General features: G+C 45.3%; 20 protein-coding genes. 12 read left to right on the top strand and 8 right to left on the bottom strand.

Annotated elements, in window-relative coordinates; genetic code table 11:
* Positions 1 to 61 precede the first annotated feature (61 nt).
* From mobI to AACT18_RS04925, 4 genes are all read left to right on the top strand, one after another.
* The gene (gene mobI, locus AACT18_RS04940; RefSeq protein WP_094143457.1) at positions 62 to 649 is read left to right on the top strand and encodes a conjugative transfer protein MobI(A/C); all 588 of its coding nucleotides are present in this window, start codon (positions 62 to 64) and stop codon (positions 647 to 649) included.
* The gene (locus tag AACT18_RS04935) at positions 646 to 1,176 is read left to right on the top strand and encodes a hypothetical protein (protein WP_094143459.1); all 531 of its coding nucleotides are present in this window, start codon (positions 646 to 648) and stop codon (positions 1,174 to 1,176) included. Before mobI ends, AACT18_RS04935 begins: the two co-directional genes overlap by 4 nt.
* Before the next feature lie 129 nt (positions 1,177 to 1,305).
* The gene (locus AACT18_RS04930) at positions 1,306 to 2,019 is read left to right on the top strand and encodes a hypothetical protein (RefSeq protein ID WP_031792241.1); all 714 of its coding nucleotides are present in this window, start codon (positions 1,306 to 1,308) and stop codon (positions 2,017 to 2,019) included.
* On the top strand, positions 2,016 to 2,612 hold the full coding sequence (locus AACT18_RS04925; protein ID WP_237666733.1) for a hypothetical protein: 597 nt from the start codon (positions 2,016 to 2,018) through the stop codon (positions 2,610 to 2,612). The genes AACT18_RS04930 and AACT18_RS04925 overlap by 4 nt, the downstream gene beginning before the upstream one ends.
* A 165-nt stretch (positions 2,613 to 2,777) precedes the next feature.
* Here AACT18_RS04925 and AACT18_RS04920 read toward each other — a convergent pair whose 3' ends face one another.
* Entirely contained in the window at positions 2,778 to 3,107 is a 330-nt protein-coding gene (locus AACT18_RS04920; RefSeq protein ID WP_088721407.1) for a helix-turn-helix domain-containing protein, read from the bottom strand.
* A 111-nt stretch (positions 3,108 to 3,218) separates the two neighbouring features.
* On the opposite strand from AACT18_RS04920, the gene AACT18_RS04915 reads away from it, so the two are divergent.
* Positions 3,219 to 3,707, top strand: coding sequence for a hypothetical protein (locus tag AACT18_RS04915; RefSeq protein WP_088721406.1), 489 nt, complete (start codon positions 3,219 to 3,221; stop codon positions 3,705 to 3,707).
* Here the strand turns inward: AACT18_RS04915 and AACT18_RS04910 are convergent.
* The gene (locus AACT18_RS04910; RefSeq protein ID WP_088721405.1) at positions 3,699 to 4,904 is read right to left on the bottom strand and encodes a tyrosine-type recombinase/integrase; all 1,206 of its coding nucleotides are present in this window, start codon (positions 4,902 to 4,904) and stop codon (positions 3,699 to 3,701) included. The genes AACT18_RS04915 and AACT18_RS04910 overlap by 9 nt on opposite strands.
* Before the next feature lie 184 nt (positions 4,905 to 5,088).
* Complete coding sequence (locus AACT18_RS04905) at positions 5,089 to 5,955, bottom strand: YicC/YloC family endoribonuclease (protein ID WP_094125573.1); 867 nt, start codon at positions 5,953 to 5,955, stop codon at positions 5,089 to 5,091.
* Between the two features lie 178 nt (positions 5,956 to 6,133).
* Here AACT18_RS04905 and rph point away from each other — a divergent pair, with 178 nt between their 5' ends.
* Both rph and pyrE read left to right on the top strand, forming a co-directional pair.
* Positions 6,134 to 6,850 carry a ribonuclease PH gene (rph, locus tag AACT18_RS04900; protein WP_094125572.1) on the top strand — a complete coding sequence of 239 codons (717 nt, stop codon included), beginning with the start codon at positions 6,134 to 6,136 and terminating at the stop codon, positions 6,848 to 6,850.
* 357 nt (positions 6,851 to 7,207) lie between these two features.
* The gene (pyrE, locus tag AACT18_RS04895; RefSeq protein ID WP_013855722.1) at positions 7,208 to 7,849 is read left to right on the top strand and encodes an orotate phosphoribosyltransferase; all 642 of its coding nucleotides are present in this window, start codon (positions 7,208 to 7,210) and stop codon (positions 7,847 to 7,849) included.
* 101 nt (positions 7,850 to 7,950) lie between these two features.
* On the opposite strand, the gene lpxM is transcribed toward pyrE, so the two are convergent.
* The 4 genes from lpxM to coaBC all read right to left on the bottom strand — a co-directional run bounded on the left by lpxM (position 7,951) and on the right by coaBC (position 11,968).
* Positions 7,951 to 8,928 (bottom strand): lauroyl-Kdo(2)-lipid IV(A) myristoyltransferase, encoded by a 978-nt coding sequence (gene lpxM, locus AACT18_RS04890; protein ID WP_094125570.1) that lies wholly within the window; start codon positions 8,926 to 8,928, stop codon positions 7,951 to 7,953.
* Between the two features lie 22 nt (positions 8,929 to 8,950).
* Positions 8,951 to 9,898, bottom strand: a complete 948-nt coding sequence (gene lpxL / locus AACT18_RS04885; protein WP_094125569.1) for an LpxL/LpxP family Kdo(2)-lipid IV(A) lauroyl/palmitoleoyl acyltransferase — start codon at positions 9,896 to 9,898, stop codon at positions 8,951 to 8,953.
* A 56-nt stretch (positions 9,899 to 9,954) separates the two neighbouring features.
* On the bottom strand, positions 9,955 to 10,545 hold the full coding sequence (gene slmA, locus AACT18_RS04880) for a nucleoid occlusion factor SlmA (protein ID WP_013855724.1): 591 nt from the start codon (positions 10,543 to 10,545) through the stop codon (positions 9,955 to 9,957).
* 208 nt (positions 10,546 to 10,753) lie between these two features.
* Positions 10,754 to 11,968, bottom strand: a complete 1,215-nt coding sequence (gene coaBC, locus AACT18_RS04875; RefSeq protein ID WP_237666734.1) for a bifunctional phosphopantothenoylcysteine decarboxylase/phosphopantothenate--cysteine ligase CoaBC — start codon at positions 11,966 to 11,968, stop codon at positions 10,754 to 10,756.
* Between the two features lie 221 nt (positions 11,969 to 12,189).
* On the opposite strand from coaBC, the gene radC reads away from it, so the two are divergent.
* The 5 genes from radC (at position 12,190) to mutM (ending at position 15,035) form a co-directional block, all read left to right on the top strand.
* The gene (gene radC / locus AACT18_RS04870) at positions 12,190 to 12,864 is read left to right on the top strand and encodes a RadC family protein (RefSeq protein ID WP_010318993.1); all 675 of its coding nucleotides are present in this window, start codon (positions 12,190 to 12,192) and stop codon (positions 12,862 to 12,864) included.
* Positions 12,865 to 13,141: 277 nt separating this feature from the next.
* Positions 13,142 to 13,378 carry a 50S ribosomal protein L28 gene (gene rpmB / locus AACT18_RS04865; protein WP_004397476.1) on the top strand — a complete coding sequence of 79 codons (237 nt, stop codon included), beginning with the start codon at positions 13,142 to 13,144 and terminating at the stop codon, positions 13,376 to 13,378.
* 13 nt (positions 13,379 to 13,391) lie between these two features.
* Positions 13,392 to 13,559: a 50S ribosomal protein L33 gene (gene rpmG, locus AACT18_RS04860; RefSeq protein WP_010318992.1), complete on the top strand. Its 168-nt coding sequence runs from the start codon at positions 13,392 to 13,394 to the stop codon at positions 13,557 to 13,559.
* Between the two features lie 135 nt (positions 13,560 to 13,694).
* A complete protein-coding gene (locus tag AACT18_RS04855; protein ID WP_094125567.1) occupies positions 13,695 to 14,162 on the top strand; it encodes a hypothetical protein in 468 nt (155 codons plus the stop codon).
* A 63-nt stretch (positions 14,163 to 14,225) separates the two neighbouring features.
* Positions 14,226 to 15,035 carry a bifunctional DNA-formamidopyrimidine glycosylase/DNA-(apurinic or apyrimidinic site) lyase gene (gene mutM, locus AACT18_RS04850; RefSeq protein WP_094125566.1) on the top strand — a complete coding sequence of 270 codons (810 nt, stop codon included), beginning with the start codon at positions 14,226 to 14,228 and terminating at the stop codon, positions 15,033 to 15,035.
* A 15-nt stretch (positions 15,036 to 15,050) separates the two neighbouring features.
* On the opposite strand, the gene coaD is transcribed toward mutM, so the two are convergent.
* Positions 15,051 to 15,542 carry a pantetheine-phosphate adenylyltransferase gene (coaD, locus tag AACT18_RS04845; RefSeq protein WP_026028196.1) on the bottom strand — a complete coding sequence of 164 codons (492 nt, stop codon included), beginning with the start codon at positions 15,540 to 15,542 and terminating at the stop codon, positions 15,051 to 15,053.
* Positions 15,543 to 15,624 lie beyond the last annotated feature (82 nt).

The following is a 15,624-nucleotide window of genomic DNA, read 5'->3' as shown; positions in this document are numbered from 1 at the left end:
ATCAAATTAGTAAGCCTCGCTAGACTGTAACCCGTAGCAGTCGTAAAAAAGGAGGCTTATCATGCAAGATTACTTAAAGTTAGATCAGCTGGCGTCTAATTGGCACCAGTTAGCCCACTATCGTGAGGAGTTTAATGAATCAGAGTACTTTGAAAAAGCTCTGGCCCAATCGGAATTACTCCTCGAAGAAATAACTAAAATCACACATCAAGAGCCATTTCGGCTCGAATTCATGGCTAGTTGCTTCGCTAATAACTTTTGGCGTTTCAATCGACATCATCGCTCACCTGAAACTCCAGAAGTGCCAGGTAGATTTGGGTGTCGCGTGAGAGTCAAAGATAATAAGTTTGAAGCTTCATGGTACATCAATGTTTTCCTCGATGAAGAAGACATGAAGCGCAGAAAAAATAAACACCAAAAAGTTAGGTCAATACATATTCCGAAGGGGCCTAGTAGTCGCTATCGCCCAAGTAGTTTTTCTAAAGCTCAAGATTGGGAAAAGGTGAAAATCAATTATGCAGAGGATGCTTTCCAGCTTCTCCGAGAAATCCGACATGAGATGGATAACATCAGAAAAAAAGTTGAAATGTGTCAGCGTCGTTTTATCAAACTGCGAACTCATTTTGAGTTGATGGAGGAGCCCAAATGAGTTTAGAAGAGCCATTAGTCGGTATTTTTGATAAAGATATTCAAGTTGATTTAAATAGCCTAACGATCAATATCCATGATTCTGTATTGTTATCTACGTACATTTCGAAAATGAAAGATGAGTTAATCGTACAGCGACGTGATTTAAAACGCTCAGCTTTCGCTCTGGAAGAGTCATTCAAAAATTACAGGGAGAAATTAAAGAAAGAGCACTCCGGACAGGAACCGTTTCGGTTTGTCTTTACCGTGTATATCGAGGATAACCTGCCTAACTTTCAATGGTTTAAAGTTATAGTTTTTAACAGAGACAAACCAGCAAAGCTAGAAATGTTAACAGGGAGCATTCTGAAGCACAAAAGAATGAGTAACGTCGCTGATTGGGAGCGGCAAATGTATTACCACATATGCCTACAAATAGAGGAAATGAAAGTGCGTTCAGACTTTATTTCAGACTTTGAGAAGAAGCTATTACAGCTTGTAGCTCCTGTAGATAAGATTGAAATGTTCGTTCGAAACAAAGTTAATTAAATCATAATCTTGGTTGATATTTTATTAAGCCTTGCCAGACTTGTTGGTAAGGCTTTTTTGTTGCTTTCAGCTTGGGGGTTGCATTTTTAAAATAGGTGATATGTTGGTAGTAAATAGGAGGGATTTCATATGATGAAATTGAAAATTCAAACAATTGCTACCAGTAAATTTAACGTGAGCGTAGCGTGGTTCTCTGGTTTATCAAAAAATGGTGTGATTGATGTACGCGTAAGTCAGATTGAGCATCGTATAGCAGTTGCAGAGCTTACTGTAGCGCGCTACTTGCTGTGGGACTGTAAAATATTTGGGCATCGCCCAGGTAGCGGTAAAGGTGTCGAACTAGGTTTACCGTACACGACTCTTCATTCTCTTAGTCTGAACTCTTGCGTTGAGTTGCAGCGAGCTAGTCAGTATTTGAAGACGTGGCTGAATGGTGTGCAACTCAATCCTGAAGAAATTGTCGGTGTTGCTGCTTCTACTGACCAGATACCAGTGATCCAGCCATATCGATTACCTCAACCCGTGTTTGATTCTCCAGTATTGGGGCCTGTTGCAATCAGTCGCCATGCAATACAGCGTTACCAAGAGCGCTTTCGTCACGGGTATACGAAGTCTCCCTGGTTGAGCCTGCAACGTCAGCTTTGTAACCCCGAACTTCGCCAAGCGAGACTCTCAGCTCGTACACGATTTCAGAAACTGCTGAAGCACGGAGACGATGGTAGCCAAGTTTGGCACCACCCGACGGGAGATCTATATTTCTTGCTAGTGCCACAGGAGACTCACTGGCTGGTCGTCACTATTTTTTCCCAGTTGAGTCGCTCTATGGCTGAGGAGGTAGCATGATTCTGAAGATGCATACCGTTTCTGCTGAAGTGTCTGCAAAGCATCCTGGCAGCGCTGGTATTGAACCCCATGCTTTCACAGAAAAAGACGCGAAGACAACAGTTCAGCGTGATTGGTTCTGGCCGCTAAAAGCCATGGTGAAATTAGTTCTTTTTTTTGTGCTGTTGTTTACTTTGCCCAGCCCAATTTCGTTCTTGATTATCCTATTTACCGCTTCTTATTGCGTTAACAAGCTAAATCGACGTTATGGCAGGCGTGGAGCCAGCACTGGCAGGGCGAGGAAGCTCCAAAGGCATGGACTGATATCGATGGGAGGTAGCTCGGCATCTGGTTTGGCAAGTTCAGGAATATACCAAGCTGGATTGGTTGGCATGACGGGTGCGAAATTGATACCTGATACCACAGATTTCATTTCTGATTCGAGCTCTTCATTTTGGTGCGGTGATATCAACCCAGCAAGTGGCCTTCCCATGATGGAAAATTCTTGTATTGATATCGGCGGCAATGTGTTTGGGGATGATAGCATGACTAGCATTGATACTGGTTTTGACTGTGGTGGTATTAGCTGCGATCCCTTTGATTCAACGATTTAAGGAGGTTGTATGGATTTGCTTTGGTATTGGCTCGCGGGGCTGATATTGACAATAGCTGCTGTTGGATGTGTCTACTGGTATGCCGCATATCAGGCAAAGCGGGGTGGGAGTAACAAGGAGGGGTAGTTTTCTAGATTTCCCACGTTTCCCAATTTCCCTGTGAATTTAGGATTTACTTGAGGTGTGTGGCTGGTTGCTAGCTAACTTTTGAATTAGTGTACTTTTTTCTTCTTCTGAGAGATTTTCTATAAGGCATAGAAGTTCAGCTGTCTTTGATGAATCACAGAAAAAGAACGCAATGGGTACGTTTAGTTCTTCTGCCATTTTTCTTAACGTGTTGATATCCGGCGTATGGCGGCCTTTCTCATAATGGTTCATGCGTCCACTCGCCACGCTTGGGTCCATACCAATACGAATACCGAGCGTTTTTTGGCTGATGCCTGCTCGCATTCTTGCCTCTTTAAGGCGTGTTGGTAGGGGGCTTGGGGTTGGCAAATCACATTCATCGATAATCTCTAGATACTTAGATCTTCTAAGTTTTTTATGATTCTGTATACTTAGGATATCTAAGCTTTGTGGTTGATGGAATAGTCATGGAGAGCAAAAATGCCTAGTAAGTTTGCACTTAAAAGAAAAACGAGAAGTGGTGTACCGTTGAAAGTCCTCAGTGTATGTTTATCGGTAGGTTTATCTGCCCAAGCATATGCTGTGCCTAGTTATGAGCTCACATATGGTGACTGGAAGCAGATGTGCGGTCAGCCTAACCAAGCGTGCAACTTTTTCCTAAAAGGTTTTTTGCAATCAGCTTCTTTTTGGACTCAGTGGGTTGAAGATGCGGCGTTACTTCGCCCTGATCTTAAAAGAGCAAATGATGTTGTGCGTTGGGTCAGTATGCCTCAAGATAATGGTCATCTTTGCTTACCAAGAAACATTCAGTTTGAATCAGTAAGATCTAATGTCGATCGATCTCTTGAGCTGTTGTATCGAGAACAGTCAGATTTTACTCCAGGGCCCAGTACATTGCTGACAGGGCCTGGTTTAAGGGTAAATTTGTATGATGCATTTAAGAATGCGTACCCTTGTCAATCACAGTAAGTGGCATATACGATCTGCAACTTTCTGGTGCGCTTCTCGTCGCTCCTCCAGAAAATCGTGACGGTTGTAGATGCCTTCAACACCTTTAAGTTTGTGATTTAAACACCTTTCAGCCACTTGACCATCAATGCGCTCAGCAGAAGCCAGTGTTCTGAAGGTACGACGCAGGTCATGGACAACAAAATAGTCAACCCCATCCATTTTATTTTTGGTTGGCCTCTCTTTGTCACGACCAAACAAATATTTAATAGCGGTGGTTATTGTATCTGAGCCCATGTATGGATTTTTGCTCCTCCTTCTACTTGGAAATACATAATCGGACTCAAGCGCTCTGATTTTGAGTTCTTGCAGCCATTCCACAGCTTGGCGAGGAAGTGGGATAGTTAATGGTATGCCATTTTTGGTTCTCTCTTTGGGGAGCTCCCAGAGCGCATTATCTAAATCAAACTCAGCCCAAGGCGCTTGGCATAGCTCGCTATTTCTGACGCCTAGCACTAGATATAAGCAGCAAGCTAGATAGTTTTCTCGTGTAAAGCTTACATTGTTCTCTCTGAACACTCGAAACACAGTTGCTATCTCGTCTTCGGTCAAAACACGCTCTCGACTTTTTTCAACACCTCCTGCGTCGTTGACACGAAAAGCTGCTGCCGGGTTGAACTGTGTGAGATCGAGTTTGTTGGCATGTCGAAAAAGCTGTTTCATGTACATCAAGGTGTCATTTGCGATGCTTTTTCGGCCACTATCTACGACGCGCTTGATTACTTCTCTTACATCCAGAGCAGTGACTTGATCGATTCTTATTTTGCCCATAACTGGGTGGATTTCTTTGGTGTAGATACGCTTGGGGATGTTGGCGTGTTGCAGTCTTACTTGAAGATCGTTTTTATACCAATCATCGAACAGTTGTTCGACGGTTTCTATACCTGACCATTGGCGGCGTTGGCGTTCTGCCAGTGGATTGATACCTTGTTGGATCAGCTTTCGTTGTTGAAAGGCGGCATCGCGTGCATCTGCAAGGGATAGTTCTGGATAGGACCCAAGTGTCATTTCTGGACGACTGCCGTTGATTGAAAATCGCAAGATCCAAAAAGGTTCTCCAGAGGCGGGTACAACGAAGTAGAGGCCATTACCGTCTGCGGTTTTTCGTGGTTCATCTTTGGCTAAAGCGGCGACTTTTCGTGCGTTGAGCTTGCCCATATAGTTCTCCTTATAATGGAAAGTTACTCACCATTTAAGGGCATACTAGATCAATCCTACTCACCACTAAACTCACCAGTTGGTTGAAAATACAGGCAAAGACCTGAAATCTCCTGAAAACAAAAAAGCCCCAATTTACAGGGGCTTGGTAAGATTAAGTCAGCTTAGATAGACTCAAAAAACCTTATTCGATGTTTTGGATCTGCTCTCTCATTTGCTCAATCAGAACCTTAAGTTCTACGCCAGAGGCCGTAATGTCGGTGCTGATTGATTTCGAGGCTAACGTGTTCGATTCGCGGTTAAATTCTTGCATCATGAAATCGAGCTTACGGCCGCATGAGCCGCCTTTTTTGAGCACATTACGTGCTTCTTTGACATGCGAATCGAGGCGGTCTAACTCTTCGGCAACGTCTGATTTTTGTGCAAGTAAAATCAGCTCTTGCTCGACGCGCGTTGCATCAAGCTCAATCTTTGCTTCTTCAAACTTAGTCAATAGACGTTCACGTTGCCATTGCAGGATTTCTGGCATGCGTGCGCGCACTTTTACCACTTCTTCACTGATCGCCGTCAGGCGTTGTTCGATTAACGCCTTCATGTTGTCACCTTCACGGCCACGTGCGTCAATGAATTCAATGATTGCGTCATCAAAGCCTGCTAATAAGGCTTTATTAATGCTGTCCATGTCTTGTTCTGGCGTTTCCATTACGCCGGGCCACTGCATGATTTGAAACGGATTAATGCGGCTTAGCTCGCCTGTCATGTGCATGACTTGGTTGGCGGCTTTAATCACTTGATTGGCGAGTGCTTCATTGATATTCAGCTCACTTTTAGCCGCAGGGTTTGCTTCATAACGTAAGTGACATTCTACTTTGCCGCGCGCTAAACGTTGGCGAAAGCGTTCACGCAGTACAGGCTCAAGACTACGAAATTGTTCCGGCAGGCGGAAGTAGGTTTCAAGATAACGTTGGTTTACCGAGCGAATTTCCCATACCGCGGTACCCCAATCACCTTTAACTTCTTTACGCGCGTACGCGGTCATGCTGTAAATCATTGATTTGTCCTTTGCTCACGAAGATGAAATATCAAACGAGAGATATGTTAGCACTAGCTTCACGCGTGTACTAGGTTCACGCCAATGCAAAGGGTGACCAACCTAGCGTCAAGGCGGCTAATCCGCTATAATCTCGCCCCAATCGATTCCGTCTCACTCGATAAAAGGTAGATGCACTATGCGTCCAAATGACCGCGCGGCCGATCAAATTCGCCCAATTAAAATCACTCGCAACTACACTGCTTATGCTGAAGGGTCAGTATTGGTGGAATTTGGTAATACCAAAGTATTGTGTAATGCCACTGTCGAAGAGGGTGTTCCTCGCTGGTTGAAAGGTCAGGGTAAAGGTTGGGTTACTGCCGAATACGGCATGCTGCCACGTGCAACCCATTCACGGACTCGTCGTGAAGCGACCAACGGTAAGCAAGGTGGCCGCACCATGGAGATCCAACGTCTCATCGCTCGCAGCTTACGTGCTGTGGTGGATTTAGAGGCAATGCCAGAGGTGATGATCACGGTTGACTGTGACGTTATTCAAGCGGACGGCGGTACTCGCACTGCATCAATTACGGGCGCAAGTGTGGCACTAGCGGATGCGTTTGCTCATCTGGTTGCTAGCGGTAAATTGAAGAAGAATCCAATGAAAGGCCATGTTGCTGCTGTCTCAGTAGGCATCTTGGGTGAAAACATTTTATGTGATTTGGAATACGTGGAAGATTCTGCCGCTGATACTGATATGAATGTGGTGATGACTGAAAACGGTAAGATGATTGAAATTCAAGGCACCGCAGAGGGTGAACCGTTTAGCCATGAAGAGCTGATGGATTTACTGACCGTTGCCAAGAAAGGCATCGCTGATATTGTTGAAGCGCAGAAAGCATCGTTATTAGATTGATCAAGTAGCTCCCAGTTGGGGGCTATTTTTTTGCCCGTTTTATTCATTGTATTGTTGTTCGTGATGACCCCACCCTAACCCTCCCCTATAAGGGGAGGGAATAAAGGAAGTGTTCCTAATATTGCCCTTGAGTGGAGGGAATTCATCATCTTAGTACCTCTCCTTTTAGGGGAGGCAAGCATTATCTTAGTACCTCTCTTTTTTAGGGGAGGCGAGCAGCATCTTAGAACCTCTCCTTTTTCGGGGGAGGTGAGCACCACTTTAGTACCTCCCCCTTTTAGGGGGAGGCTAGGAGGGGGTTGTTCTTGTTGAGAAAGCGAAATAAACCAAAGTGTATGAGTTAAGAGAGAGAAAATCATGAAAGCATACCAGCGTGAATTTATTGAATTTGCACTAGAAAAAGAAGTCTTGAAGTTTGGCGAGTTTACTTTGAAGTCTGGCCGAAAAAGCCCTTATTTCTTTAACGCTGGCTTGTTTAATACTGGCCGTGATTTAGCGCGCTTAGGGCGTTTTTATGCCGCTGCTTTAGTCGATTCTGGGATTGAGTTTGATGTGCTATTTGGACCTGCGTACAAAGGGATCCCAATTGCGACTACAACTGCAGTAGCGTTGGCTGATCATCATGATGTTGATACGCCGTATTGCTTTAACCGTAAAGAAGCGAAAGACCACGGTGAAGGCGGTAACTTGGTCGGTAGCGCATTAGAAGGGCGCATTATGCTGGTGGATGATGTCATTACGGCTGGTACTGCCATTCGTGAGTCGATGGAAATCATTCAAGCTAACGGTGCGGATCTTGCTGGTGTTTTGGTAGCAATTGACCGCCAAGAAAAAGGCAAAGGAGAGCTTTCTGCAATTCAAGAAGTCGAGCGTGATTTTGGTTGCGCGATCATCTCAATTGTTAGCCTGACCGATCTGGTTACTTACCTTGAAGAGAAAGGGGCAGATGCTAAGCACCTTGAGGCGGTAAAAGCGTATCGTGCTCAGTACGGAATTTAAGCATCAACTTATTTGCGAATCGTAAAGCCACTTATTGAAAAGTAAAAGCCCCGAGTTTGTCGCTCGGGGCTTGTTTGTTATGAGTTTAGTTATTCTAGCGATTAACTTTGATCGCCATGGTGCGAGTTATCGTAAATTTCCGAGCCATCACGCTGCGTTTTCAACAGTGATAAATTCCACATGTACTGTTCTGGGCGTGGTGTGACTAAATCTTCAATCGCCTTATTCATAGCGCGTGCATCTTGCTCTTCATCGCCCGTTGGAAAGTTTTCTAATGCAGGCAAAATATGCACTTCGTACTTACAGGTTTTATCGTTATAAGCAGGCAAAATTGGCACGACTTTCGCCTTTGATAGGCGCGCCATTTTACCAAAACCTTTTAACGTGGCTTTTTCAGTGCCAAAGAATGGAACAAAGACCGAGTTGGCCGGGCCAAAGTCTTCATCGGGCAGCCAGTAGCCTAAGTATCCATCTTTAATTGAACGTACAAACGGTTTTACCCCTGCATCACGTGCAAAAATACGCCCGCCATATTGCATGCGTTGGACGTGCATTAACCAATCACCGATAGGATTGCGCTGTGGCTTCATGATGGTGGTTACTTTATAGCCTTTTGCAGCAAGCATTACCGCAGGGTAATCGACCGCCCAAGCGTGAGGGGCGAGGATGATCACGTTCTCGCCAGCATCTAACAATGGCAATAAGTTCTCTTCACCAATCATGATGCCGCGTTGCTGATTGTGTTTTGTGGAACGAACCAAAAACTCCGAATAACCGAGCATGTATTGTGCTGCTTTGACAAAGGTTTCTTCCAAAATAGTCTGGCGTTCTTGCGGGGATTTTTCAGGAAAGCATTTTTCCAGATTCACTCGCGTGCGGCGTACAACACGGCCGTTTTTACGTACCGCAAAGGTGGATAATTTGCGTGCTAGCCTATCTCGCCATACGGGTGGCATAAAGGCGAACAGAGCGGCAAAGAAGATCCCAATCCAAGTTCCCCAATGTTTTGGGTGTAAAAAAGACCATTGGAATGTGGGGTTGTGCAAGTGTTTGTCTGTGCTGTTTTCGTTGTTGCTCATTGAAAGCAAAACCTTTTTCTAGTTATAAATAGCGAGAGTTAGTTAACGTTTCATCTGGCAAAGATTTAAAACGCTTATGCAGCCACATCCACTGTTCTGGTGCGCGTAGAATCACTTCTTCAACGTATTTATTCATGTAAGCGGCGGCGGCGGTCATGTCATCTTTTGGATAGTCGCCATCAATGGTTTTATCGGCGATGATTTCGTATTTTCCGTTGGCGTTTCGAAACCCTGAACCAGGGACAATCGCGCATTGGCTAGTATAAGCCAGAATACTGGTGCCTGTGGTGGTACACGCTTCTTTGACCGCAAAGAAGGGAACAAACACCGATTTGTTATGGCCGTAATCTTGATCGGGTAGATAAAATAGGCGTTCGCCCTTTTTGAGTACGCGGATCATCTGTTTAATGTCGGTGCGGTAGATTAGTTTATTGCCATTGCGTGTGCGACCACGGTATTGGATAAATTCATACGCAGGGTTGCTGTGTGGGCGGTAAACGCCATAGCCTTCAAGGCCTATTACACCAAAAGCACGTGCCGTAATTTCTAAATTTAACGCATGTACGCAACACAGCAGTGCGCCACGTTTTTCTTGTTTGAGTTGCAAAAGGGCACTGACATCTTTCACATCAAGCAGGCGAGCAAAACGCCAAGTCGGCCAAAACCAAGTAATTCCGGTTTCTATCAGCGCCATGCCAGTGTTTTTAAAGTTTTCGTTAACAATATGCTCAATCTCACCTGCACTTTTCTCTGGAAAAGATAGCTGTAGATTACGCGTGGCAATGTGTACTCGCTTGTTAGCAAAGCGCATTCCAAACGCGCCCATGCTGCGTCCTATTTTTAGTAACGCAAAATAAGGAAGCAGGTTGACCATTAAAGCGAGTAGCCCAAAGCTAAGCCACACGCCCCAATATTTAGGGTGCAGTAGCGAGAGGGAAAACTCAGGTTTACCGTATTTTTCTTTGCTCATTACTCTTGATTCTTTCACTGATGATGATTCTTTGTCACGACGGTGGTGGTTTGTTTTTACTGAATCTGAGCGCTTAATAATGCCCAATACTCTTCAAAATTTGCCGTCGGTTGGTATTTAAAGTCAGATCGCACAAAGCGATTTAGGCTTCCTTCCACTTGGCCAAGCAGTTGAGCGGCTAAAATGCTTTCGTCGACGGGGAAGGATTTACCTTCACGCAGTTTACGTTCGCGAAGGATCTGACGTAGTGACGTTTCTATGCGTTCGAACAGTTGGTTGATCCGTTCACGCAGTCGCTCATTTTCAAACATTAGAGCATGGCCGGATAAAATTCGTGTCAAGCCCGGGTTACGTTCCGAAAAAGCCAAGATAAGCTGTAGCACTAAGCGGATGCGGTTGAGTGTATCTTTCTCTTCATCCAAAATGCGATTAATCCGCGACATTAAAGACTCTTCAATAAACTCAATCAAGCCTTCAAACATCCGTGCTTTACTCGGAAAATGACGGTACAAAGCCGCTTCAGAAACGCCCACTTGTTTGGCTAGCTTTGCTGTGGTGATGCGTGATGCACCATCGTTAGATTCCAGCATTTCAGCGAGTGCTTGTAGAATCTCTTCACGACGATTGATTTTCTTATTGACGGCCATGACCCGATTTCCTTTTAGTTACCACATGCTTGTGAGCAAATATTTATACCCTTCAGATGGTTTGGGTATTGTCCATTAAGCGCAGTAGTTTAACGGACAGTTTTCGGACTGCGTAGCGTAAAAATGAAAATGATTGAACTGGGTGGTGATTTTACCACCCAATAAACGCTATGAACCCTAAAAGAAGCTTAGAACGTCTGTTTGTAGCCTACAGTTGACTCGCGATCAGTTGCATCAGCGCGTGAGCTAATGCAGATTTTGAACTCAAAGGTAATGCTTGCTCTCCGCCTTGCCAATAAACGGTCAGCGCATTGTCGTTACTATTAAAGCCTTGGCCCGCAACAGAAACATCATTGGCGCAGATCATATCCAGTTTTTTGTTGAGCAGTTTAGCGCGGGCATATTTTTCAACTTGCTGCGTTTCAGCCGCAAAGCCTACCGTGAACGGGCGGTTTTCTTTCAATGCAGCTACGCTGGCGACGATGTCGGGATTTTTGACCATGGTGATGAGCATGTGATCGCTCGCATCGGTTTTTTTGATCTTTTGATCGGCGACGATCTCAGGGCGATAGTCGGCTACGGCGGCGCAACTGATGAACACATCATGTGATTGCGCTTGCGCCATCACTTGCTGATGCATATCGCAGGCACTTTCCACATCAATACGTTGTACTTGTGGCGGTGTGAGCAAATTGACCGGGCCACTGATCAGAGTCACTTTCGCGCCCAATTGAGCGGCGGCCTGCGCAATCGCATACCCCATTTTGCCTGAACTGTGGTTACTGATATAGCGAACTGGATCGAGTGCTTCACGGGTTGGGCCTGCGCTAATCAACAGTGACTTACCGGCGAGCAGTGTGCTGTTTGCCACCTCTGTTTGGAAAAAAAAATCGCAGCGCTCAACCAATTGCATTGGCTCAAGCATGCGGCCCGGGCCAACATCGCCACACGCCTGTTCACCAGCTGCTGGGCCCCAAATCATCATGCCTCGGCGTTTAAGCGTGGCAATATTCTCTTGTGTGGCGATATTGCGATACATCTGCTGATTCATTGCCGGCGAGACGGCCACTGGCGCATTGGTGGCTAAAATCAAAGTGGTGAGTAAATCATTACCCATCCCTGCGGCGACGCGCGCGATGAGATCCGCTGTCGCGGGAGCCAGTAGGACTAAGTCTGCCCATTTGGCAAGTTCAATATGGCCCATAGACGCTTCGGCGGCTGGGTCTAATAAGCTATCTGAAACTGGCCTGCCAGAGACGGCTTGCATGGTCAGTGGCGTTATAAACTCTTTTGCAGCGTGGGTCATCACCACTTGTACTTGAGCGCCTCGTTCAATCAAGCGACGCGTTAGCTCAGCACATTTATACGCAGCAATACCGCCGCTAATGCCGAGCAGAATCTTTTTTCCTGCCAGTGTTTGCATTGTCTTTTCCTCAAAAATTCTGCGCATTATGTTAGCACAACTCTCGCATCGAGTGACCTTATGATCCGCTCAATCCTTTCATATTGGACGAGTGTTTCTGCGTCTTTCATCACTTATCAATTACAAAAAACCATGAATCAAGCCTAAATAAAGAGAAGCAAAGTTGCAGGCTTAGCTATTTCTCTATGTTGTCTGAGTACCTTTAGCCCTAGGAGTGCTTAATGAGCCTCAAATCACTGCCCACAGAATCAATGCCACGCGAAAAATTGCTTGCTCGCGGTCCTCAGGCATTATCGGATGCTGAACTGCTGGCGATTTTCCTTCGTACTGGTACTCAAGGAATGAATGTACTCGCTCTCTCGGATCTGCTGCTGCGCGAGTTTGGATCACTTCGAGCGCTTTTTTCGGCCAACCAGCAAGAGTTTTGCCGCCATAAAGGGTTGGGCGAAGCCAAATACGTTCAATTGCAGGCGGTGCTTGAAATGACGCAGCGCTATTTGGCCGAAACGCTCAAACGAGGTGGCGCTTTGACTAGCCCAGAGCAAACCAAGCTTTATTTATCGAGTGTGCTACGCGATCGCCATCGAGAAGCCTTCTATATTCTGTTTTTGGATAATCAACACCGAGTGATCAGCGATGAAGTACTGTTTGAGGGGACGATTGACGCGGCCAGCGTTTACCCTCGTGAGGTGGTTAAAAGAGCACTCCACCATAATGCAGCGGCATTAATATTGGCCCATAATCATCCGTCAGGCGTTGCTGAACCTAGCCAAGCCGATCGCAGAATCACACGTCGATTAACCGATGCACTAGCGTTAGTGGACATCCGTATTTTGGACCATTTTGTGGTGGGCGATGGCGAGGTAATTTCTTTTGCAGAAAGAGGGTGGATTTGAATCACATTTTAGGTTGTGACTTAAGATTATTCTGGTATGATTCGCGCACTAAATTATCAACCTAAATCAGCTCTGCTTAAAAAAAGATCGCCAAATCCGTAAAAAGGATCTGTTCGGGTCTTGAGCAATGCATGTCAAGTTAGTATAATACGCGACCTTTGATAGCCTTGTATGGATTTTCCATAACGGTTTTTAACCTCAAACTTCTTAATACATCGAGAACGAGGTTCGGCCACCAAGGTTGATATCGAGCTGAAACGATTTGGAGAAGACATTCATGTCCCGAGTATGCCAAGTAACTGGTAAGCGTCCAATAACGGGTAACAACCGTTCACACGCACGAAATGCTACTAAGCGTCGTTTTCTGCCGAACCTACAAACTCATCGTTTCTGGGTAGAGAGCGAAAAACGTTTTGTTAAACTACGTCTAACTGCTAAAGGCATGCGTATCATCGATAAGAAAGGCATTGATGCTGTTCTTGTTGATATCCGTGCACGTGGCGAAAACGTTTAAGAGGAATTGAGCAATGGCTAAAGGCATTCGTGAGAAAATTCGACTAATATCTTCTGCAGGTACTGGTCACTTCTACACAACTGACAAGAACAAACGCAACATGCCAGGCAAATTTGAGATCAAGAAATTTGATCCAGTAGTTCGCCAGCACGTTCTTTACAAAGAAGGCAAAATCAAGTAATTGATTTTACGCTTTGTAAGCATTGAAAGACCCAGCTTTGGCTGGGTTTTTTATTGTCTGGAATTTGTATCCTGCAATGTCAGCCCTCACTATAATGTGCTAAGTTACTCAAAGATAAACTCTTAGGGATCACTTATGCGTATCAATCGCCGCCGTTGGAATAATATTCTTATCTTGGCTGTTATTGCTTTTATTGCCATTTTGAATTTACCCACAGTCATCAAAACTTATCTTATTGAACCGCCTGCTAGCCCTTATTCTTATGTGATTAATCCAAATGCACAGCTGCAAGCACTGCATTTTACTGACTGGTCACTTGAACTGAATCAAAACCGTTGGCGATCAAGCAAAGCAATTTCAGTTGCTCCTGAAATATTGGCACAACGCTGGCAGAGTTTAGTTGGTACAGAAGTAGATGATGCCACTTACGAGTCGCTTGCGTCTCTACTACGCAACCCACAAACCGTGGAGGTGTGGTATCAGGATCGCGAAGAGCCGCAAAGGATCACCTACTACCAAACCCCCCAGTTTTGGTTATTGAAAAATTGGCAAGAGAAATGGGTGGCACTTTCGGTAGAAGAAGCTTTTCTTTTTCCGAACTGAGCCATTATTTCTCTTTGAGCGTTGAACAAACCAAGAACGACGAATGAAGAATCGAGATTTATCATGCCTGAGTTACCCGAAGTTGAAGTAAGTAAAATGGGGATTAGCCCGCATCTAGTTGGTCAAACGATCCAGCAACTGACATTCCGCACGCCAAAATTACGTTGGACCATCCCTCAAGAGCTGAAACAGTTAGAAGGGCAAGTGATCCGCAATATTGCCCGCAGGGCTAAATATTTATTGATAGAGACCGATATTGGCAGTGCGATTGTTCACTTGGGAATGTCAGGTTCATTGCGAGTATTGGAGTGTGATTTTCCGGCAGGTAAGCATGATCACGTTGATCTGCGATTAACCAATGGCAAGGTACTGCGCTACCACGATCCACGTCGATTTGGCGCTTGGCTATGGTGCGAACAAGGAGCAAGCCACTCGGTGTTGAGTAATATCGGTCCTGAGCCATTAACCGATGATTTTGATGCAGATTATATTGTGCAAAAAGCGAACAATAAACGTATCGCTGTTAAGCAATTTATTATGGAAAATAAAGTAGTGGTTGGCGTAGGCAATATCTACGCGAGTGAATCACTGTTTAATGCGCGAATTCTCCCCACTCGGCCCGCTCATTCGCTGACACTGCCTGAGTGGAATTGCCTCGTGCGAGAAATTAAATCAGTCTTAGCAACGGCGATTCAACAAGGTGGCACAACCTTAAAAGATTTTGCACAAGCGGATGGCAAGCCGGGCTATTTTGCTCAAGAGCTTAATGTGTATGGCAAAGCGCAGCAGCCTTGCCCAGCGTGTGGGCAAGCGATTGAAGCGCTGAAAATTGGTCAGCGTAACACCTTTTTCTGCTCTGCTTGCCAAAAATAAGGTACGTCCTAAAGGCTATATTTTCTTGCCATGCAAGGCGTTAGCGACAATGTCAGGAACAAATTGATCAACTTCTCCACCATGAATCGCCACTTCTCGCACAATGGTGGAGGAGATAAACGCATGCTCCTCTGATGGTGTAAGAAACACACTTTCCAGCCCTGGCATCAAACGGCGGTACATGTTGGTCAAACCAAATTCATACTCGAAGTCAACCGTAGTACGCAAACCGCGGATCAGCACATTGGCTTTTTCATCACGCGCAAAATCGACCATTAACCCAGCAAATCCTTTGGCAGTGACATTCTCTAAATGTTGAGTGACGGCGCTGGCAAAGGCGACCCGTTCTTGCAGAGTAAACATGGTGTTTTTGCTTGGGCTGGCGGCGACGGCGATGATCACTTCATCAAACATATTGGCGGCGCGTTCGATCAGATCCAAATGACCATTGGTGATGGGATCAAAAGTGCCGGGATAAATCACACGTGAAATTCTTTTTTGGCTCACATTGGAAGGCTCATATTGGTTAACTGGTACTGATATTAACAAAAAGACTCAAAATTACCTATTGAACTCGGTATGATGTAGC

Origin of the sequence: Vibrio sp. V04_P4A5T148, assembly GCF_963875605.1 — a bacterium.
GTDB lineage: Bacteria > Pseudomonadota > Gammaproteobacteria > Enterobacterales > Vibrionaceae > Vibrio > Vibrio anguillarum.
This window is presented reverse-complemented; position numbering and strand designations above follow the sequence as displayed.

Bases quoted from the DNA above. Each gene is read 5' to 3' on its own strand.
- mobI (WP_094143457.1), top strand. From the start codon at position 62: ATGCAAGATTACTTAAAGTTAGATCAGCTGGCGTCTAATTGGCACCAG.
- AACT18_RS04935 (WP_094143459.1), top strand. From the start codon at position 646: ATGAGTTTAGAAGAGCCATTAGTCGGTATTTTTGATAAAGATATTCAA.
- AACT18_RS04930 (WP_031792241.1), top strand. From the start codon at position 1,306: ATGATGAAATTGAAAATTCAAACAATTGCTACCAGTAAATTTAACGTG.
- AACT18_RS04925 (WP_237666733.1), top strand. From the start codon at position 2,016: ATGATTCTGAAGATGCATACCGTTTCTGCTGAAGTGTCTGCAAAGCAT.
- AACT18_RS04915 (WP_088721406.1), top strand. From the start codon at position 3,219: ATGCCTAGTAAGTTTGCACTTAAAAGAAAAACGAGAAGTGGTGTACCG.
- AACT18_RS04910 (WP_088721405.1), bottom strand. From the start codon at position 4,904: ATGGGCAAGCTCAACGCACGAAAAGTCGCCGCTTTAGCCAAAGATGAA.
- AACT18_RS04905 (WP_094125573.1), bottom strand. From the start codon at position 5,955: ATGATTTACAGCATGACCGCGTACGCGCGTAAAGAAGTTAAAGGTGAT.
- rph (WP_094125572.1), top strand. From the start codon at position 6,134: ATGCGTCCAAATGACCGCGCGGCCGATCAAATTCGCCCAATTAAAATC.
- pyrE (WP_013855722.1), top strand. From the start codon at position 7,208: ATGAAAGCATACCAGCGTGAATTTATTGAATTTGCACTAGAAAAAGAA.
- lpxM (WP_094125570.1), bottom strand. From the start codon at position 8,928: ATGAGCAACAACGAAAACAGCACAGACAAACACTTGCACAACCCCACA.
- lpxL (WP_094125569.1), bottom strand. From the start codon at position 9,898: ATGAGCAAAGAAAAATACGGTAAACCTGAGTTTTCCCTCTCGCTACTG.
- slmA (WP_013855724.1), bottom strand. From the start codon at position 10,545: ATGGCCGTCAATAAGAAAATCAATCGTCGTGAAGAGATTCTACAAGCA.
- coaBC (WP_237666734.1), bottom strand. From the start codon at position 11,968: ATGCAAACACTGGCAGGAAAAAAGATTCTGCTCGGCATTAGCGGCGGT.
- radC (WP_010318993.1), top strand. From the start codon at position 12,190: ATGAGCCTCAAATCACTGCCCACAGAATCAATGCCACGCGAAAAATTG.
- rpmB (WP_004397476.1), top strand. From the start codon at position 13,142: ATGTCCCGAGTATGCCAAGTAACTGGTAAGCGTCCAATAACGGGTAAC.
- rpmG (WP_010318992.1), top strand. From the start codon at position 13,392: ATGGCTAAAGGCATTCGTGAGAAAATTCGACTAATATCTTCTGCAGGT.
- AACT18_RS04855 (WP_094125567.1), top strand. From the start codon at position 13,695: ATGCGTATCAATCGCCGCCGTTGGAATAATATTCTTATCTTGGCTGTT.
- mutM (WP_094125566.1), top strand. From the start codon at position 14,226: ATGCCTGAGTTACCCGAAGTTGAAGTAAGTAAAATGGGGATTAGCCCG.